Source organism: Streptacidiphilus sp. P02-A3a (genome assembly GCF_014084105.1).
GTDB lineage: Bacteria > Actinomycetota > Actinomycetes > Streptomycetales > Streptomycetaceae > Streptacidiphilus.
In genome coordinates, this window is record NZ_CP048289.1 from 906,678 (window position 1) to 926,004 (window position 19,327).

Genomic DNA, 19,327 nt, shown 5'->3' on the forward strand with positions numbered 1-19,327 from the left:
CCACGTCGGGCCGGAGCATTGATCATCTCCTGACCGGATACGCTGCTCAGGATGGCAGCAGCGGCTCAGGACCGAAGCCGTGCGACCGACCAGCGACAGGAGAGTTCCCGGTGACCGTCGTGGGGCCCTTCGGGCTGAGCGTGCAGGACCAGGCACTGCAAGCGGACGTCCACCTCGGCATGGCCGCCGTCGAGCAGGCGCTCTGCGAGGCGACCAAGAGCGATGTGCCGTTCATCACAGTAACCGCACAGCATCTGCTCGATGCCGGCGGCAAGCGCTTCCGACCGCTGCTCGTCCTGCTCGCCGCGCAGTTCGGCGACCCGAACGCGCCCGGCGTGGTCCCGTCCGCCGTGGTCGTCGAACTCACCCATCTGGCGACGCTCTATCACGACGACGTGATGGACGAGGCGCTGGTGCGCCGCAGCACCGTCAGCGCCAACGCCCGCTGGGACAACTCCGTCGCCATCCTCACCGGCGACTTCCTCTTCTCCCGCGCGTCCAAGATCCTCGCCGGGCTCGGCCCGGAGGCCGTCCGGCTCCAGGCCGACGCCTTCGAGCGGCTGGTCACCGGCCAGATCCAGGAGACCGCCGGCCCCCGCCCCGGCGAGGACCCGGTCCAGCACTACCTGGACGTCCTCTCCGGCAAGACCGGTTCGCTGATCGCCGTCTCCTGCCACTTCGGCGCGCTGCTGGCCGGGGCCGACCAGCGGGTCGCCGAGGTCCTCACCCAGTACGGCGAGCGGATCGGCCTGGCCTTCCAGCTCGCCGACGACATCCTGGACGTCGCCAGCGACAGCGAGGAGTCCGGCAAGACCCCCGGCACCGACCTGCGCGAGGGCGTCCCGACGCTGCCGGTGCTGCTGCTGCGCGCCGCCGAGCCCGACCCGGACGTCCCCGGCGACCTGCGCCTGCGCGAGCTGCTGGACCAGGGCTTCGACCCGTCCCTGCCGGATGCCGACGAGCGGCACGCGGAGGCGCTGCGGCTGCTGCGCGCCCACCCCGCGCTGGTCCGGGCCCGCGAGCACACCCTGCGCTACGCCGAGGCCGCCCGGGCCCAGCTCGCCCCCCTGCCGGACTGCCCGGCGAAGTCGGCCCTGGAGGGCCTGTGCGACGCGGTGGCGCTGCGCACCATGTGACCGCTCCCCGCCCGATCGGGAAGACTGTGCCTGGCGGACGACACGGCCGCCCATGACACAGGGGAGCACCGGCGTGCGCGTCGTCATCGCTGAGGATTCGGTACTGCTGCGGGAAGGCCTCACCCGGCTGCTGACCGATCGGGGCCTCGACGTGGTCGGCGGCGTCGGCGACGGCGAGGAACTGCTCACGCTGCTCGCCGGGTTGGCCGCCCGGGGGGAGCTGCCGGACGTGGTGGTCGCCGACGTCCGGATGCCGCCCACCCACACCGACGAGGGCGTCCGCGCCTGCGTCGAGCTCCGCCGCCGCCACCCGGGGGTGGGCACGCTGGTGCTCTCCCAGTACGTCGAGGAGCGCTACGCCTCGGAACTGCTCTCCGGCTCCACCCAGGGCGTCGGCTACCTGCTCAAGGACCGGGTCGCGGACGTCCGCGAGTTCGTCGAGGCGGTGCGCCGGGTCGCCCAGGGCGGCACCGCGCTGGACCCGGAGGTGGTCGCCCAGCTGCTCGGCCGCAGCCGCCGCCACGACGTCCTGGACGGCCTGACGCCGCGTGAGCGGGAGGTCCTGGGGCTGATGGCGGAGGGGCGCACCAACGCCGCCATCGCCCGCCAGCTGGTGGTCTCCGACGGCGCGGTGGAGAAGCACGTGAGCAATATCTTCATGAAGCTGGGCCTCACCCAGAGCTCCGAGGACCACCGCCGGGTGCTGGCGGTGCTGACCTACCTCAATTCCTGACAATCGATCAGGAATGGCCCGCACCGGGTCGAGACCTGCCCTGAACGTACGCCGTAGGCGACCCTTACCGGCTTAGGATGAAACGAGGTGCATAAAACGGACGTGGGCACACGGGCCCGCGTCCGAGTGGTGTCTAGGGAGGTCCCAGCAGTGACCAGCCAGGTCCACGTACCGACGCAGACCGACGAGTCCTCGCCCGGAACACCGCCTACCGGCGGAACGGCCGAGGACGATCCAGCGGCTCGCACCGCATCCGGAGCCGCGGACATGACCACTGACGTACCGTCCGCCGCGTCCGCCGCCGAGTTCGACAAGCAGGTCAGGCGACTGGACCGGGTGGTGATCCGGTTCGCGGGCGACTCGGGCGACGGGATGCAGCTGACCGGGGACCGGTTCACCACCGAGACGGCGGGGTTCGGCAACGACCTGTCGACGCTGCCGAACTTCCCGGCCGAGATCCGCGCCCCCGCAGGCACGCTGCCGGGGGTGTCCTCGTTCCAGCTGCACTTCGCCGACCACGACATCCTCACCCCGGGCGACGCGCCGGACGTGCTGGTGGCGATGAACCCGGCGGCGTTGAAGGCGAACCTGGGCGACGTGCCGCGTGGCGCGGAGATCATCGTGGACACCGACGAGTTCACCAAGCGGGCGCTGGCGAAGGTGGGGTACCCGGCGGACCCGCTGGCGGACGGCTCGCTGGCGGCGTTCTCGGTGCACCCGGTGCCGCTGACCACGCTGACGGTGGAGGCGTTGAAGGACTCGGGGCTGTCGCGCAAGGACGCGGAGCGGGCGAAGAACATGTTCGCGCTGGGTCTGCTGTCGTGGATGTACCACCGGCCGACCGAGGGTACCGAGCGGTTCCTGCGGACCAAGTTCGCGAAGAAGCCGCTGATCGCCGAGGCGAACGTGCTGGCGTTCAAGGCGGGGTGGAACTACGGCGAGACCACCGAGGACTTCGCGGTCTCCTACGAGGTGGCCCCGGCCACGGCGGCGTTCGCGCCCGGCCGCTACCGCAACATCTCCGGGAACCTGGCCCTGTCCTACGGGCTGGTGGCGGCCTCGAAGCAGTCGGGGCTGCCGCTGTTCCTCGGCTCCTACCCGATCACCCCGGCCTCGGACATCCTGCACGAGTTGAGCAAGCACAAGAACTTCGGGGTGCGGACCTTCCAGGCGGAGGACGAGATCGCCGGGGTCGGCGCGGCCATCGGCGCGGCCTTCGGCGGCGCGCTGGGGGTGACCACCACCTCCGGCCCCGGCGTGGCACTGAAGTCCGAGGCGATCGGACTGGCGGTCTCACTGGAACTGCCGCTGGTGATCGTCGACGTGCAGCGCGGTGGTCCGTCCACCGGACTGCCGACCAAGACCGAGCAGGCGGACCTGCTCCAGGCGATGTACGGCCGCAACGGCGAGGCGCCGGTACCGGTGGTGGCCCCGGCGACGGCGGGCGAGTGCTTCACCGCGGCGCTGGAGGCGGCGCGGATCGCGCTGACCTACCGCACCCCGGTCTTCCTGCTCTCCGACGGCTACCTGGCCAACGGCTCGGAGCCGTGGCGGATCCCGGAACCGGCCGAGCTGCCGGACCTGCGTCCGACGTTCGCCACCGAGCCGAACCGGCCGGACGGCTCCTTCTGGCCCTACCTGCGCGACCCGGAGACGCTGGCCCGCCCTTGGGCGGTGCCCGGCACCCCCGGCCTGGAGCACCGCATCGGCGGGATCGAGAAGCAGGACGGCACCGGCGGCATCTCCTACGACCCGGCCAACCACGACCACATGGTCCGCACCCGCCAGGCCAAGATCGACGGCATCACCGTCCCCGACCTGGAGGTCCAGGACCCGGGCGGCCACGCCCGGCTGCTGGTGCTCGGCTGGGGCTCGACCTACGGGCCGCTGACCGCCGCCGTCCGCCGGGTCCGTGCCACCGGCGCGCACGTGGCGCAGGCGCACCTGCGGCACCTCAACCCGTTCCCGGCCAACCTGGGCAAGGTCCTGGCCGACTACGACCGGGTGCTGGTACCGGAGATGAACCTGGGTCAGCTCGCCCACCTGCTGCGGGCCAAGTACCTGGTCGACGTCCGGTCCCTGACCCAGGTCACCGGCCTGCCGTTCAAGGCCGGACAACTCGCCGACGCGATCACCACCCACCTGGAGCACTCGGAGGGCGACCATGCCTGAGACCACCTTCGCCTCCCTGAGCCTGGTTCCCAAGGCCAGTGGCCCGCAGACCACCAAGGACTTCAAGTCGGACCAGGAGGTGCGCTGGTGCCCCGGCTGCGGCGACTACGCGATCCTCGCCGCGGTCCAGTCCTTCCTGCCGGAGCTGGGCCTGGCCAAGGAGAACATCTGCTTCGTCTCCGGCATCGGCTGCTCCTCCCGCTTCCCCTACTACCTCGACACCTACGGCATGCACTCGATCCACGGCCGCGCCCCGTCGATCGCCACCGGCCTGGCCACCAGCCGCCGCGACCTGTCGGTCTGGGTGGTCACCGGCGACGGCGACGCCCTCTCCATCGGCGGCAACCACCTGATCCACGCCCTGCGCCGCAACGTCAACCTGAAGATCCTGCTCTTCAACAACCGCATCTACGGCCTCACCAAAGGCCAGTACTCACCCACCAGCGAAACCGGGAAGATCACCAAGTCCACCCCCATGGGCTCACTCGACCACCCCTTCAACCCGCTCTCCCTGGCCCTCGGCGCCGAAGCCACCTTCGTCGCCCGCACCATCGACTCCGACCGCAAACACCTCCAGTCGGTCCTGCGAGCCGCCGCCGAACACCAGGGCACCGCCCTCGTCGAGATCTACCAGAACTGCAACATCTTCAACGACGGCGCCTTCGACGCCCTCAAAGAACCCGAAACCCGCGAACAGGCACTGATCCGCCTCGAACACGGACAACCCATCCGCTTCGGCACCGACAACACCCACGGCGTCTTCCGCGACCCGAACACCGGCGACCTGACCACCGCCCCGGTCACCGACACCAACACCGCCGACGTCCTGATCCACGACGCCAACGCCACCAGCCCCACCACCGCCTTCGCCCTCACCCGCCTCGCCGACCCCGACACCCTCCACCACACCCCCATCGGCATCCTGCGCAGCGTCCAGCGCCCGGTCTACGACACCCTCATGGCCGAGCAGCTGGCCACCGCCGTCACCCAGCAGGGTGAGGGCGACCTGAACGCCCTGCTCACCGGATCCGACACCTGGACCGTCGCCTAGGCAAGCCGCAGCAAGCCGCAGCGGCCTTTCCAGCGCCCCGGCCGGGGCCCCGCACGGGGTCCCGCGCCGGGGTCGCCGCTGTCCGGGTCCGGCACGGTGGCCATGTGCACGCCAGTCCACGGATAGCGCTCTCGGCTGGGGGCGGTGTCAATAAATCGCTAAGATCTGCAACGAATCCTTAACGAGCGTCCCTTTTGACCGTTTTGCCGGATCAGGCGAGAGTATGCAGTACATCGGCACTCTCGCTGGAGCTGCCCGGACCCTGAAAACGTCACACTCGGATCGGATACGTCATGGACAGCCGCACGAGCGTCCCTTCCTCAGCCGACTCGCCTGAGGGCGGCGGCGGTGGGGGAGGCGGAACGGCTGTCCTGCCGCGTCCGGCCGCCGTCGAGATCCCGGAGAGCCTCGGCTACCGGGTGAAGAAACGATTGCTCGGCAAGCCCCTGGTCACCGAGGAGCTGGCTCACGAGAAGCTGTCCAACCCGGTCGCCCTCGGCGTGCTGGCCTCGGACTGCATCTCCTCCTCGGCGTACGGTTCCGAGGCCATGCTGGTGCAGATGGTCCCGGTCATCGGCCTTGCGGCGTTCAGCCTGCTGATGCCGATCACCGGCATCGTGCTCTGCGTGCTGACCCTGCTGACCCTGTCGTACCGCGAGGTCGTCATGGTCTACACCCGGGCCGGTGGCTCCTACGTGGTCGCCCGCGAGAACTTCGGCCCCCGGATCGCCCAGGTCGCGGCCGTGGCGCTGCTGATCGACTACATCGTCACCGTCGCCGTGCAGACCGCGGCCGGTACCGTCGCGCTGCTGTCGCTGGTGCACCTGCTCGGCGGCAACCACTACGACTGGGTCGACAACTACCAGCTGCCGATCTCGGTCTTCATCGTGCTGCTGCTGTGCTGGGGCAACCTGCGCGGCATCCGCGAGGCCGGTCGGGCCTTCGCCGCGCCCGCGTACCTGTTCATGGCGGGCATGGCGCTGCTGTTCGTCACCGCCATCTTCCGGTTGATATTCGACCACCTGCCCAAGCAGAACGTGCACGCCGGCGGCGCCTACGCGCTCGGCACCCACGGCAACAACAGCGCGCTGCTGATGGGCGCCTCGATCGGACTGGTGCTGAAGGCGTTCGCCAACGGTGGCACCTCGCTGACCGGCCTGGAAGCCATCTCCAACGGCGTCAGCGCCTTCGAGAACCCGCAGGGCCGCAACGCCCGGAAGACCCTGGTCGCGATGTCGGTGACGCTGGGCACGCTGGTACTGGGCGTCTCCACGCTGGCCTACATCACCCACTCCATCCCGTTCACCAGCGGCAGCCCCTCGGTGCTCTCGCAGGAGGGCAGCCTGGTCTTCGGCGGCAGCTGGTACGGCCAGGCCGGGCTGGTGTTCCTCCAGCTCGCGACCGCGCTGATCCTCTACACCGGCGCCAACACCTCCTTCAACGGCTTCCCCTTCCTGGCCAGCTTCGTCGCCGAGGACTCCTTCCTGCCCCGCCAGCTCACCCGGCGCGGCCACCGGCTGGCGTTCTCCTCCGGCATCCTCACCCTCACCGGCGTCTCGCTGCTGCTGCTGATCGCCACCGACGCCAAACTGGACAGCCTGCTCGGGCTCTACGCCATCGGCGTCTTCACCGGCTTCTTCATGGCCGGCTGCGGCCTGGTGAAGCACTTCATCGACCGCCCGAACGAGCCCAAGCGGGCCCTGAAGATCTTCATCAACGCCGCCGCCGCCGCGTGCTCCATCTGCGTCGTCGGCATCTTCGCGGTCACCAAGTTCACCGAGGGCGCCTGGGTGGTCGTGGTGGTCTTCCCGATCGGCGTCTGGGCGCTGATCAAGGTCAACCGCCGCTACCGGGACGAGGCCGCCGCGCTGGCCGCGGCCACCTCCGACACCAGCCGGGCGCAGTACCGCCGCCAGGTGATGTACATCCTGGTGGACCGGGTCGACCTGGCCGCGCTCAAGGCCATCAGCTACGCCCGCTCGCTGCGTCCGGCCGAGATCCGGGCCGTGCACTTCATGATCGACAGCCTGGAGGCGGAGAAGCTGGCCGCCCAGTGGGCCGAGGCCGAGGTCGGCGACCTGCCGCTGGAGATCGTCCAGTGCCCCGACCGGCGGATCACCCGGGCGCTGCTGGAGCTGATCACCCGTAACACCGCCGACCAGAAGAGCCAGATCACGCTGCTGATCCCGGAGCGCAACTACTCCCCGGTCCTCGGCCGACTGCTGCACCGCCGGACCGCCGACCACATCGCCCGGGCCGTCGGCAAGCTGCCGAACGTGGTGGCCACCATCGTGCCCTTCGACGTCGTCATCAAGGAGCACCCGCTGGCCGAGCAGGAGCCGGTCCCGGCCGGACCGCGGCCGACCAAGTAGCCCGGCCCCGCAGCCGCCGTCCCGACCGCGCCGAGGCGCACAGGGACGGCGGCTATGGTTGGTGCCCACCGTCGACAGCGCCCGCGCGGGCCCGGCACCGAGGAAGCCCGTGTTGAGCTCCGAACGCACAGACGCTCCGGCGACGGAACCGTCGGCGGCGAGCGCCCCCTGGTACCGGCCCGACCGCCGCCCGGACGACCTGCGCGCGCCGCTGGCGCTCTGGGCGGTCACCCGGCTGGTCCTGGTCTGGCTGGCGCTGGCGGGCGCGAGCGGCAGCAACGACGAGGCCCACCGGCTCTACCCGTACTGGGCCACGGAACTGGCGCACGGGCACTTCCCCTTCCACGACAGCCAGTGGCAGTACCCGCCGGTGGCCGGACTGGTCTTCCTCGCGCCCAAGGCGCTGCCCTTCCTCGGCTACGCCGACGCCTTCGTCGTGCTGATGCTGCTCTGCGACGCGGTGGTGGCGCTGCTGCTGGCCCGGGCCTCGCGGGGGCCGGGACGCGGCAACCACGGGCTCTGGCTCTGGGCCTTCGGCCTGCCGTTCCTGATCCAGCTGGCCTACCTCCGCTTCGACCTGGCGGTCACCGCGCTCGCCGTCGGCGCGGTGCTGCTGCTCGACCGGGCGCCGGTCCGCGGCGGCGCCCTCGCCGCCCTGGGCGCGCTGATCAAGGCCTGGCCGGTGCTGGTGCTGATCGGCGCACCGCGCGGCCGGGCCACCCGCCGCTCCTGGACCTCGTTCGTGGCCAGCGGCCTGGCGGTGAGCGGGGTGCTGCTGCTCGCCTTCCGGCACGCCTTCGGCTTCCTGAGCGAGCAGGGCTCCCGGGGCATCGAGATCGAGTCGCTACCGGGCGCGCTGCTGCTGGCCGCGCGGCACTTCGGCTACACCGGCACCATCCGCTACGCGTACGGCTCGTTCCAGGTCGGCGGACCCTACGTGCACACGCTCGCCACGGCGGCGCTGGCGCTGACCGCCCTCGGCTTCGGCTGGCTGCTCTGGTGGCGGCTGCGGGCCCGGCGCTGGAACGCGGCCACGGCGGCGGACGCGGCGCTGACCGCGATGCTGGTCTTCGTCACCACCAGCCGGGTGATCAGCCCGCAGTACCTCGTCTGGCTGATCGGCCTGGGCGCGGTCTGCCTGGTGTTCCGGGAGAGCAGCCAGCGCCCGGTGGCGCTGGCCCTGCCCGCGATCATGCTGCTCACCACCCTGGTCTACCCGACCATGTGGCAGCAGCTGATGGACGGCCAGGCCTGGCCCACCGCGCTGCTGCTGCTCCGTGACACCGGGCTGCTGGCGCTGACCCTCTGGTCCGCGGTCCGGCTCTGGCGCGCCACCCGCTGACTGTCATGGGCGTCATCCGCTGACGGGCATGACAGGACGGCGGGCCGCCCCGTACCTTGCCCTGGACGGTGGAGTGCGGCGGCAGGAGGCGCGGGGCATGCAGGAGGAGCGCAGGGGCTTGTGGCTGGGGGTGGCCGCCTACGGGGCCTGGGGCCTGTTTCCGCTCTACTGGCCGCTGCTGAAGCCCAGCGGGGCCGGGGAGATCCTGGCGAACCGGATGGTCTGGTCGCTGGTCGCGGTCGTGCTGGTGCTCGCCTGGCAGCGGCACTGGGGCTGGATCCGCCCGCTGCTGCGGCAGCCGCGGCGGGTCGCGCTGATCGCCGCCGCGGCGGCGGCCATCTCGGTCAACTGGGGGATGTACATCTGGGGCGTCAACAGCGGCCAGGTGGTGCAGACCTCGCTCGGGTACTTCATCAACCCGCTGGTGACCATAGCCTTCGGCGTCCTGGTCTACCGGGAGCGCTTGCGCCCGGCGCAGTGGGCGGCAGTGGGGGTGGGCGCGCTCGCGGTCGCGGTGCTGACCGTGGGGTACGGCCACCTGCCGTGGCTGGCGCTGACGCTCGCCCTGACCTTCGGCGTCTACGGCCTGATCAAGAAGCAGGTCGGCCTGAGCGGGCTGGAGAGCCTGGCCGGGGAGACCGCCTTCCAGTTCCTGCCCGCCGCCGGGTACCTGGCCTGGCTGGCTGCCGACGGCACCGGGACGCTGGGCCGCACCGTGCCCGGCTCCTACGGCTGGGGGCACACCGTCCTGCTGCTGCTCTGCGGGGTGGTCACCGCCGCGCCGCTGATGGCCTTCGGCGCGGCGGCGGTCCGGGTGCCGCTGACCACGCTCGGACTGATGCAGTACCTGGCGCCGGTGTTCCAGTTCGGGCTGGGGATCCTGGTCTTCCACGAGCGGATGTCGGCGGCGGCCTGGGCCGGTTTCGCCCTGGTCTGGTCGGCGCTGGTGGTGCTCACCTGGGACGGGGTGCGCCAGGCCCGGCGCCCCCGCCCGGCGCCGGCCGTCGGCGGCCCCGCTCTGTGTGAGAACCCTTGACAGCAGTCGCGCGGGGGCATGTGATATGCGCGTTCCTGTTTGATTGCGTTGGACCGTGTCGGACTGTGCAGGCTCTTGGTCGCAGGGGGAAGCCATGCTGGCGAAACGGCGCCAATCGGTGATCCTTGCCGAGATCCGGCGCTCCGGCAGCGTCCGGGTCGGGGACCTCTCGCTGCGGTTCGGCGTCTCCGACATGACGATCCGCCGGGACCTGTCCGACCTGGCCCGGCAGGGGCTGGTGGAGAAGGTGCACGGCGGCGCGCTGCTCTCGGACGCGGTGAGCCGGATCGAGCCCGGCTTCGAGGCGAAGACCGAGTGGGATCCGGAGGCCAAGGACGAGATCGCCCGCGCGGCGGCGGCGCTGGTCCGCCCGGGCACGGCGATCGCGCTGTCGGCGGGGACCACCACCCACGCGCTCGCCCGGCACCTGCTGCGGGTGCAGCGGCTGACCGTGGTCACCAACTCGGTCCGGGTGGCCGACGTCTTCGAGGAGGCCCGCCGTCCCGGCCGGACCGGACCGGTGGTGGTGCTCACCGGGGGCGTGCGCACCCCCTCGGACGCCCTGGTCGGCCCGATCGCCGCGCTGGCCCTGCACGACCTGCACGTCGACCAGGTGTTCATGGGCTGCCACGGGATCGACCCGGACGCCGGGCTGACCACCCCCAACCTGGCCGAGTCGGAGACCAACCGGGCACTGATGGAGTGCGCCTCGCAGGTGATCGTGCTGGCCGACCACAGCAAGTGGGGGATGGTCAGCCTCAGTTCCTACGCCCCGCTGTCCGCGGTGGACACCCTGGTCACCGACGAGGCGATGCCCGCCGTCACCCGGGACGCCGCCGCCGGGACGGTCGGCCAACTCGTGGTGGCGACCGTCCCGGCGGAGTGATCCGGGCGCGCTCAGGTCGCGGCGAAGTGCTTGGCCGCCGCGGCCACCAGGCTGCTCTGCAGCTTCGCCGGGTCCGAGTCGGTGAGGTAGTTCCCCATCGCGGTCAGGATGTCGTTGTTCCAGGCACCCGGCGCGACCACGCCGTGGGTGAGCGAACCGACGATCTTGTCCTTGCCCCACTCGTCCAGCGACCACTGGAGGTAGGTGTCGAACAGGGTGCGCTCCTGCGCGCCGACCTGGGCCCGCGGCGGGATCGCGCCCTTCACGGTGGTGAACGAGTCCTGCCCCTCCTGGCTGCCGCACTCGCTCAGCCAGGCGATGGTGGCGTCCCGGTGCGGGGCGCCCTTGGGCAGGGTGAAGCAGTCCGAGGCGAAGTCGAAGACCCCGGTGGTGCCCGGGGAGGCGCACCAGTCGTAGTCCACGTGCGGCTGGAGGTTGAAGGTGACGGTGAAGCTCGCCTCGGTCCAGTCGCCCATGATCTGGTACGCCGCGGTGCCCTGCGCCACCTGGGCGCTGACCTGGTCCCAGGTCATGTTCCCGCCGGTGCCCGGCGCGTGCAGCATCACCTGGTGGAAGTGGTTCAGCGCCTGGGTGACCTGCGGGGAGGACCAGTCGGCGCCGGGAGCCCACAGCGCCGCCCAGCCCTCCGGGCCGAGCGTGCCGATCAGCATCGCCTCCATCACGTGCTGGAGCTGCCAGGTCTCCGACGGGTCGCGGGAGATCGCCAGCGGGATGTGGCCCGCGGCCTGCACCTTGCCCAGCGCGGTGATGAACTCCGGGATGGTCTGCGGGTTGGTCGGCACCCCGACCTTGTCGCAGAGCCGCTTGTTGGACCACAGCACGTTGATGTGGTGGATGTCCACCGGGACCGAGTAGTACTTGCCGTCGCGCTGGATCAGCTTCAGCACGTCCTGGTTGAAGGTCTTGTCCCAGCCGTTCTGCTGGTACAGGAAAGTGACGTCCTCCAATTGCCCGGCGGTGATGTAGTCGCCGACCATCTGTCCGGCCTGGGCCTGGAAGGTGTCCGGCGGGTTTCCAGCGGCCAGCCGTTTCGCCAACTCCGCCTTGGCGTTGGTTCCGGCGCCGCCGGCCACCGCCTCGTTGATGAACTCGATGTTCGGGTTGTGCAGGTTGAAGTTGGCTTTCAGCGCGTCGAGGGCCTGGAGTTCGCCACCCGCCGTCCACCAGGAGAAGACCTGGAGAGAGGTCTTCACCCCGTTCAGCCCGGTAGTCGCCTGAGTGCCACTGCCGCACGCCGAGAGCAGACCGGTGCCGGCGGTGAAGCCCGCGGCAGCGAGAAACGTGCGGCGACTGATGGTCATGGTGTTGATGTCTCCCTGTCGTGCGGCGAGCGCGCGGCATTGCCCCGCATCAAGCAATACGTTGTGCGTTCATGCCGTTACCCGGTCCGGGAACTGAGGGAGGAGGACACCGGACCCGGCATGAATTCCCATCACGCGCTCAGATGAATGACCATCATCTGACAGGTCTCCGGGGGTTTGCGTCAAGCAGGCATTGACTCTGGGAGACACGGTTCGACAACAATCGGGCGGACCCCGGAAATCGAATTGCCACCACTCCAAGTGGTGTGTCGTGGCTGGATGGTACGGATGGGACGAGACCACCGCGAACCGCCCTCGGCGCCCCCCGGTGGGCCGGACGAACAGCGGGAGGTGTCGGACATCACGCCAAACCGAGCGTGATGTCCGACACCTCCCGTGTCCCGCGGTCCCGACGACGGCCGCGGCCGCCCGGGACGACCGGTCACCCGGCCGCCGTCGCCTCCAGCACCGACGGGGTGACCGCGCCCGCGTACACCGTGCCGTTGTTCGCGACCAGCACGTTGATCAGCTTGGTCGAGACCAGGGTCCCGCCGGCGACCGGCTTGCCGAACTCCTTGACCGCGCTCAGCTCCCCGGCGACTCCGCTCTTCCCCTGCTGGGCCGAGGGCTTGACGGTCCAGACCGTGCTCCAGCCGCTGCCGCTGACCGTCACGTTCGGCGAGTCCGCCCGGTCCCGGGTCGGCTTGACCGGCTTGACCTGCGGCGACGGCACGGACTGCTGGGTCACCCTGGTACCGCTGGGCGGGGTGAACGCGAAGGCGCTCGCGGGCGGCGTCGCGAACGAGACCGTGCTGAACGCGACGTCGAGGATCGGGTCACTGCCGTCGGACGGCAGCACCCGGACCTCCAGCGGCATTCCGTTGGCGGCGTCGACCGCGATCCGCACCTCGCCGACCGTCGAGCCGCTGCCCTTCGGCCGCACGCTCAGCTCGTACACGGACTGCCCGGCCACCTTGGACTGTCCGGAGACCGACACCGTCGTGGACGAACCGAGTGCCTTGAGCGCGTCGGCCGCCGCCTGCTGCGGGTCCACCGCCGGGTGCGCGGCCTCGGCGGCGCTGCCCGCGCCCACACCGGTGAGGTGGGTGGCCGCGTGGCTGCCCGCGTCGTAGATCCAGGCCGAGCCGCCGTCGTGGACCAGGGCGAAGCCCTGCCCGCTGGAGCTCACCGCCTGCCTGGTCGGGCCGTCCACCGCCACCTGGAACAGCTGGGTCCCGGACAGCACCGAGCTGAGCTCCTTCTCCGCCGAGGCGGACGCCGCCGCCGACGCCGAGCCCGCGGGGCTCGGCCCGGCGTTCCCGCCGACCGCCCCGGACAACGCCGACGGCAGGGCGCTCACCAGCTGCGACGGCAGACCCAGGTCAACCGTCGACTGCACGGTCCCGGAAAAGGTCTGCACATGCGCCGACAGGACCTTCGCCAGCAGCTGCTGCGCGCTCACCGACGGCAGGCTGGAGCCCGCCGCGAACACCGGCACGGCGATCACGCCGACCGCCGCCACCGCCGCCACCGCCGCGGGCACCAGCACCCGGCTGCGGCGGCTCCGCCGGCCCCCGCCGGTCGGTAGCGCCGCGCCCGGCAGGTCCCCGGCCGTTCCCCCCGGCGCGCCACCCTGCGTCGGGTCGCCTCCATCGTTGTTCGCCATAGCGTGTCCCTCCGAGTCGTTGACATCCCACGGCACTTCTTCCATTAGACGCCTACCCCGCGAATCCCGGATCGCCCTGGGGGAGCAGCCCGTCTACGCCTGCGGGCGCATCCGACCCCGAGCCGGTATCAGGGTCCGGACGAAGTGGCCGCCCGCGTATGGTTCATGTCATGAAGGACCAGCCGACGCAGGCCTCCCCAGTTCCCGCTTCCGAACCCGCTCCGGTCCCGGCCTCCGCGCCTGCGCAGCGACCGACCGCCAACGCGATGCGCCGGGCGCTGCACCGTGCCCGGGAGGGGGTGGCCCTGGACGTGGGCGAGGCCGCGGTACTGCTCCGGGCGCGCGGCGCGGACCTGGAGGACCTGTGCGCCACCGCCGCCCGACTGCGTGACGCGGGCCTGGAGACGGCCGGTCGGCCCGGGGTGGTCACCTACTCCAGGAAGGTCTTCATCCCGCTCACCCGTCTGTGTCGGGACCGCTGCCACTACTGCACCTTCGTGACCGTCCCCGGCAAGCTCCGGCGCGAGGGCCACGGGCTCTACCTCTCCCCGGACGAGGTGCTCGACATCGCCCGCCAGGGCGCGGCCCTGGGCTGCAAGGAGGCCCTGTTCACCCTCGGCGACCGGCCCGAGGACCGCTGGCCGGAGGCCCGCGAGTGGCTGGACGCGCACGGCTACGACGACACCCTGGCCTATGTCCGGGCCATGTCGATCCGGGTGCTGGAGGAGACCGGGCTGCTGCCGCACCTCAACCCGGGCGTGCTGGGCTGGACCGACTTCCAGCGGCTGAAGCCGGTGGCCCCCTCCATGGGGATGATGCTGGAGACCACCGCCACCCGGCTGTGGTCCGAGCCCGGCGGCCCGCACCACGGCTCGCCCGACAAGGAGCCCGCGGTCCGGCTGCGGGTCCTGGAGGACGCCGGGCGCTCGAACGTCCCGTTCACCAGCGGCATCCTGATCGGCATCGGCGAGGACCACCAGGAGCGCGCGGACTCGCTGTTCGCGCTGCGCCGGATCGCCCGCCAGTACCACGGCCTGCAGGAGGTGATCATCCAGAACTTCCGCGCCAAGCCGGACACCGCGATGCGGGCGATGCCCGACGCCGAGCTGGAGGAGCTGGCCGCGACCATCGCCGTGGCCCGGGTGCTGCTCGGCCCGTCCGCGCGGATCCAGGCGCCGCCGAACCTGGTCGAGGCGGAGTACCGGCTGATGCTCGCGGCCGGGATCGACGACTGGGGCGGGGTCTCCCCGCTGACGCCCGATCACGTCAACCCCGAGCGCCCCTGGCCGCAGATCGACGAGCTGGCCGCGCGCAGCGCCGAGGCGGGCTTCGAGCTGCGGGAGCGGCTCACCGTCTACCCGGAGTACGTGCTGCGCGGCGAGCCGTGGCTGGACCCGCGGATCCTGCCGCACGTCCGGGCGCTGGCCGACCCGGAGACCGGCCTGGCCCGGCCGGGGGCGCTGCCGGTCGGCCTGCCCTGGCAGGAACCGGACGAGGCGTTCGCCGCCAGCGGGCGCACCGACCTGCACACCGCCGTCGACACCGAGGGCCGCACCGGCGACCGCCGCCAGGACTTCGACGAGGTCTACGGCGACTGGGAGGCGCTGCGCGAGCAGGCGGCCGAGCACAGCGCGCCCTCCCGGCTGTCCGGGGACGTCCGGGAGGCGCTGGCGGTCGCCGCCGACAACCCGCGGGCGCTGACCGACGACCAGGCGCTGGTGCTGTTCCACGCCGAGGGACCGGCGCTGGACGCGCTCTGCTCGATCGCGGACGCGGTCCGCCGGGACACCGTCGGCGACACCGTCACCTACTGCGTCACCCGGAACATCAACTTCACCAACGTCTGCTACACCGGCTGCCGCTTCTGCGCCTTCGCCCAGCGCCGTACCGACGCCGACGCCTACACGCTCTCACTGGAGCAGGTCGCCGACCGGGCCGCCCAGGCCTGGGAGGTCGGCGCGACCGAGGTCTGCATGCAGGGCGGCATCCACCCGGACCTGCCCGGCGACGCCTACTTCGACATCGCCCGGGCGGTGAAGGCCCGGGTGCCGGGCATCCACGTGCACGCCTTCTCGCCGATGGAGGTGGTCAACGGCGCGACCCGGACCGGCCTGTCCATCCGCGACTGGCTCCAGCGGGCCAAGGAGTCCGGCCTGGACTCGATCCCCGGTACCGCCGCCGAGATCCTGGACGACGAGGTCCGCTGGATCCTGACCAAGGGCAAGCTGCCCGCCGCGACCTGGGTCGAGGTGGTCGGCACCGCGCACGAGCTGGGCCTGCGCTCCTCCTCCACCATGATGTACGGGCACGTGGACCAGCCCCGGCACTGGCTCGGGCACCTGCGGCTGCTGGCCGGGATCCAGGAACGGACCGGCGGCTTCACCGAGTTCGTCACGCTGCCGTTCATCCACACCAACGCACCGGTCTACCTCGCCGGGATCGCCCGTCCCGGACCGACCCAGCGCGACAACCGGGCGGTCACCGCGATGGCGCGGCTGCTGCTGCACGAGCGGATCGACAACATCCAGACCAGCTGGGTGAAGCTGGGCGCGGAGGGCGCGGCGGAGATGCTCCGCTCCGGCGCCAACGACCTGGGCGGGACCCTGATGGAGGAGACCATCTCGCGGATGGCGGGCTCCGCGTACGGCAGCTACGAGTCGATCCGGGGACTTGAGGCCATCGCGGCCCGGGCCGGACGCCCGTCCGCGCAGCGGACCACCCTCTACGGGCCGGTCCCGGCGGAGCGCCGGGCCGCCGCGCTGGCCTCGGACGGCCACCTGCCGGAGCTGCTGCCGGTACTGGACTGAGGGAGCCCGCCGGACGCGTCCGGCCCCCACCGTTCGGGAGGTGGGGGCCGGACGCGCCGTGGGCGGTGGCGGGGGTCAGCCCACCAGCAGGTTGGCGCGCAGCTCGTTCAGCGTCCGCGCGTCCAGGCCGAGGCCCTTGTCCAGGTACGCGGAGAAGCTGCCGTACTGGGCCTTGACCGTGTTGAAGCCGCTGGCCAGGTAGGCCGGGGTGACCGCGAGCAGCGGCTGGTAGACCGCCTGGTACGCGGGCGGCAGGGAGGCCAGCACGGCCTTGTTGTAGGCGGCGTTGTAGGTGTTGCTGGCCAGGTAGTCGGCCTCGACCGTGGCCCGCGGCACGCCCAGCGCGGTCAGCAGCACGGCGCTGGCCCAGCCGGTGCGGTCCTTGCCCGCGGAGCAGTGGTAGACCACCGCGAGGTCCTTGCTGTCGGCGATGCCGGTGAGGACGTTGTGGTAGCCGGTCTGCGCGGACTGCGCGTCGACCATGGTGACCTCGGCCTGGATCATCTCCGCGGTGGCGGCGGCGGGCGTGGTCGGGGTGAACCCGGCGGTGCTGGCCGCGCCGAGGATGTTCTCCTGGATGTCCTTGGCACCGGCCGGGACCTGGTCCGGAGCGGCCTTGACCTCGGCGTCGGTGCGCAGGTCGTAGACGGTGTGGATGCCGAGGCGCCGCAGCTCGGCCAGGTCGGCGGCGGACAGCTTGGACATGTCGCCGGAGCGGTAGATCACGCCCATCTTCACCCAGGCGCCGTCGGCGGTGCGGTAGCCGCCCGCGTCCCGGAAGTTGGGGGCGCCGGCCAGGTGCAGGCTGCGGTCGGCCAGGGTCAGCCCCTCGCCCTTGGCGGGGGCCAGCCGGAACCACTGGCGGTCCTTCGAGGCACCGGCGGCCGGGATGTCCTTGGCCGGGATGGTGATCGTGCCGCTGCCCGCGACCCAGGCGACCGGGCGGCGGTAGTCGATGCGGTCCTCGGTGCTGCCGGCGTAGATCGCGACGCTGTGCACGCCGGGCGCGGTCCAGCTGATGGTGTAGCTGCCGTTGGCGTTGTCGGTGACGGTGGCGGCAGTGAAGGGGATCGGGTGCGCCGCGTGCGGGCGGGCCCAGGAGGGGGTGGCGGCGGCCTGCTGGGCGTGCGGCACGGTGGCGGCACCGGCTTCGGCGGTGGTACCGGCGATGACGCCGAGGGCGAGCGCGGAGGCGAGCACGGTGCTGCCGAGAACGCGGGCGGTGCGGCGGGACTGGGGGGTGGTCATGAGCCGGACGTTAGCGCTGACACGTGTAAGACCCGACCAACGCAACATGTCCTGCGGGTGGCCCCACCAAGGCAGCTCGGTGCCGTCGGACCGGCCGGACGGATCGCCGCGCTGGTCGGCGGCGGTCCGTCCGGCGCGGGTCAGCCGCCCGCGTGCTCGCGCAGGCCCAGTTCGATCTGCTCCAGGCTGCGCTTCTTGGTCTCCGGGACCAGCCGCCAGACCAGGACGAAGAGGATCACGTTGACCCCGGCGAAGACCCACATCGACCGGCCGAGCCCGAGGTGGTTGTGGTCGGACATGATCGGGAAGAGCGCGGTGATGATCCCGGTCGCCGCCCAGAGCACGACCGAGCCCGCGCCCATCCCGGCGGCCCGCACCCGCAGCGGGAACACCTCGGCCATCATCACCCAGACCACCGCGCCCCAGCCGAGTTCGTACCCGGCGAGGTAGAGCACCAGCAGGACCACGGTGAGCGTGCCGAGGGTGCCCTTGTCGTGCACGTTCATGATCACCACGCCCGCCAGGACCAGGGTGACCACCATGACCACGTTGCCGATGAGCAGCAGCGGCTTGCGGCCCCAGCGGTCGACCACGAACACCACCCAGGCGGTGAAGGCGAGTTTGGTGATGCCGAGGACGATCGCCGAGAGCAGCGCGGTGCTGGTGGTGAAGCCCAGGGTGACCAGCATCGTCGGGAAGTAGGCGTTGATCGCGTTGACTCCGGAGAACTGCTGGCCGACGGCGAGCAGCAGGGCCACGAACAGCATCGGCCGGACCCAGGCGGCACCGAGGTCGCGGATCCGCCCGGTGCGCTGGGTGTCGCCGCGGATCACCTCGCGGATGGTCTCCACCTCGGCGTCGATGTCGTCCGCCTCGCCCGCGTGGGTGCTCGCCAGGACCGCCCTGGCCTCCTCCTCCCGGCCCAGGTTGAGCAGCCAACGGGGGGTCTCCGGCAGGAAGGTGAGGCCGATGACCAGGACCACCGCGGGCACCAGCGCCCCGGCGAACATCATCCGCCAGTTGTGCGAGGGGGCGAGTTCGTAGGTGACGATCGAGGCGATCAGGATCCCGGCCACGATGAAGATCTGGTTCAGCGAGGACATGGCCCCGCGCAGCCGACTGGGCGCCAGCTCGGAGAGGTAGGTGGGCACGGTCGCGGAGGAGAAGCCGATGCCGATCCCGATGATCCCGCGGAAGGCCACCAGCGAGTCGAAGTCCGGCGCCAGGGCGCAGGCGACGGTGCCGACGATGACGATGCCGCCCGCCGCCATGATGCTGCGCCGCCGACCGATGCGGTTGTTGAGGCGGGCGGCGAGACCGGCTCCGATCATGGCGCCGACCGAGAGGCTCGCGGTGACCACGCCCTTCTCGAAGCCGGTCAGGTTCCAGATCTTGGAGATCACCACCAGGATGCCCGCGATGACGCCGAGGTCGTAGCCGAAGAGGATGCCGCCGAGGGCTCCGAAGAAGTACAGCGTGCCTGGATGGATCCGGCGCAGGGCGGGCGGTGCCGCCGCGGTCTGGGTCATGCTCGTTCGCCTCGTCTCGTGAACGGG

Annotated in this window: 13 protein-coding genes; 9 read left to right on the forward strand and 4 right to left on the reverse strand. The window is 71.5% G+C overall.

Features of this window, described 5'->3' with window-relative positions:
- Nucleotides 1–110 precede the first annotated feature (110 nt).
- The 8 genes from GXP74_RS04265 (at nt 111) to GXP74_RS04300 (ending at nt 10,728) form a co-directional block, all read left to right on the forward strand.
- Nucleotides 111–1,136 carry a polyprenyl synthetase family protein gene (locus GXP74_RS04265; RefSeq protein WP_182450078.1) on the forward strand — a complete coding sequence of 342 codons (1,026 nt, stop codon included), beginning with the start codon at nt 111–113 and terminating at the stop codon, nt 1,134–1,136.
- 52 nt (nt 1,137–1,188) lie between these two features.
- The gene (locus tag GXP74_RS04270; RefSeq protein WP_182450079.1) at nt 1,189–1,869 is read left to right on the forward strand and encodes a response regulator transcription factor; all 681 of its coding nucleotides are present in this window, start codon (nt 1,189–1,191) and stop codon (nt 1,867–1,869) included.
- A gap of 150 nt (nt 1,870–2,019) precedes the next feature.
- Nucleotides 2,020–4,041, forward strand: coding sequence for a 2-oxoacid:acceptor oxidoreductase subunit alpha (locus GXP74_RS04275; protein WP_370468371.1), 2,022 nt, complete (start codon nt 2,020–2,022; stop codon nt 4,039–4,041).
- Nucleotides 4,034–5,092, forward strand: coding sequence for a 2-oxoacid:ferredoxin oxidoreductase subunit beta (locus GXP74_RS04280; protein WP_182450081.1), 1,059 nt, complete (start codon nt 4,034–4,036; stop codon nt 5,090–5,092). Before GXP74_RS04275 ends, GXP74_RS04280 begins: the two co-directional genes overlap by 8 nt.
- 293 nt (nt 5,093–5,385) lie before the next feature.
- The gene (locus GXP74_RS04285) at nt 5,386–7,464 is read left to right on the forward strand and encodes an APC family permease (RefSeq protein WP_182450082.1); all 2,079 of its coding nucleotides are present in this window, start codon (nt 5,386–5,388) and stop codon (nt 7,462–7,464) included.
- 112 nt (nt 7,465–7,576) lie between these two features.
- Nucleotides 7,577–8,806, forward strand: a complete 1,230-nt coding sequence (locus GXP74_RS04290; RefSeq protein WP_182450083.1) for a glycosyltransferase 87 family protein — start codon at nt 7,577–7,579, stop codon at nt 8,804–8,806.
- A 97-nt stretch (nt 8,807–8,903) separates the two neighbouring features.
- Complete coding sequence (rarD, locus tag GXP74_RS04295) at nt 8,904–9,842, forward strand: EamA family transporter RarD (RefSeq protein WP_182456135.1); 939 nt, start codon at nt 8,904–8,906, stop codon at nt 9,840–9,842.
- 94 nt (nt 9,843–9,936) lie between these two features.
- A complete protein-coding gene (locus GXP74_RS04300) occupies nt 9,937–10,728 on the forward strand; it encodes a DeoR/GlpR family DNA-binding transcription regulator (protein ID WP_182450084.1) in 792 nt (263 codons plus the stop codon).
- Nucleotides 10,729–10,739: 11 nt separating this feature from the next.
- On the opposite strand, the gene GXP74_RS04305 is transcribed toward GXP74_RS04300, so the two are convergent.
- Together GXP74_RS04305 and GXP74_RS04310 are read right to left on the reverse strand one after the other, a co-directional pair.
- Nucleotides 10,740–12,050, reverse strand: a complete 1,311-nt coding sequence (locus GXP74_RS04305; protein ID WP_182450085.1) for an ABC transporter substrate-binding protein — start codon at nt 12,048–12,050, stop codon at nt 10,740–10,742.
- Nucleotides 12,051–12,492: 442 nt separating this feature from the next.
- Entirely contained in the window at nt 12,493–13,716 is a 1,224-nt protein-coding gene (locus GXP74_RS04310; RefSeq protein ID WP_182450086.1) for a hypothetical protein, read from the reverse strand.
- 266 nt (nt 13,717–13,982) lie between these two features.
- Between GXP74_RS04310 and GXP74_RS04315 the strand changes: the two genes are divergently transcribed.
- Nucleotides 13,983–16,523, forward strand: coding sequence for a bifunctional FO biosynthesis protein CofGH (locus GXP74_RS04315; RefSeq protein ID WP_304940932.1), 2,541 nt, complete (start codon nt 13,983–13,985; stop codon nt 16,521–16,523).
- Between the two features lie 75 nt (nt 16,524–16,598).
- Here GXP74_RS04315 and GXP74_RS04320 read toward each other — a convergent pair whose 3' ends face one another.
- Both GXP74_RS04320 and GXP74_RS04325 read right to left on the reverse strand, forming a co-directional pair.
- Nucleotides 16,599–17,771, reverse strand: coding sequence for a tyrosine-protein phosphatase (locus GXP74_RS04320; RefSeq protein ID WP_182450088.1), 1,173 nt, complete (start codon nt 17,769–17,771; stop codon nt 16,599–16,601).
- Between the two features lie 140 nt (nt 17,772–17,911).
- Complete coding sequence (locus GXP74_RS04325; RefSeq protein ID WP_182450089.1) at nt 17,912–19,300, reverse strand: sugar porter family MFS transporter; 1,389 nt, start codon at nt 19,298–19,300, stop codon at nt 17,912–17,914.
- Nucleotides 19,301–19,327: the final 27 nt, after the last annotated feature.

Bases quoted from the DNA above. Each gene is read 5' to 3' on its own strand.
- GXP74_RS04285 (WP_182450082.1), top strand. From the start codon at position 5,386: ATGGACAGCCGCACGAGCGTCCCTTCCTCAGCCGACTCGCCTGAGGGC.
- GXP74_RS04280 (WP_182450081.1), top strand. From the start codon at position 4,034: ATGCCTGAGACCACCTTCGCCTCCCTGAGCCTGGTTCCCAAGGCCAGT.
- GXP74_RS04315 (WP_304940932.1), top strand. From the start codon at position 13,983: ATGCGCCGGGCGCTGCACCGTGCCCGGGAGGGGGTGGCCCTGGACGTG.
- GXP74_RS04320 (WP_182450088.1), bottom strand. From the start codon at position 17,771: ATGACCACCCCCCAGTCCCGCCGCACCGCCCGCGTTCTCGGCAGCACC.
- GXP74_RS04305 (WP_182450085.1), bottom strand. From the start codon at position 12,050: ATGACCATCAGTCGCCGCACGTTTCTCGCTGCCGCGGGCTTCACCGCC.
- GXP74_RS04300 (WP_182450084.1), top strand. From the start codon at position 9,937: ATGCTGGCGAAACGGCGCCAATCGGTGATCCTTGCCGAGATCCGGCGC.
- GXP74_RS04270 (WP_182450079.1), top strand. From the start codon at position 1,189: ATGACACAGGGGAGCACCGGCGTGCGCGTCGTCATCGCTGAGGATTCG.
- GXP74_RS04325 (WP_182450089.1), bottom strand. From the start codon at position 19,300: ATGACCCAGACCGCGGCGGCACCGCCCGCCCTGCGCCGGATCCATCCA.
- GXP74_RS04310 (WP_182450086.1), bottom strand. From the start codon at position 13,716: ATGGCGAACAACGATGGAGGCGACCCGACGCAGGGTGGCGCGCCGGGG.
- rarD (WP_182456135.1), top strand. From the start codon at position 8,904: ATGCAGGAGGAGCGCAGGGGCTTGTGGCTGGGGGTGGCCGCCTACGGG.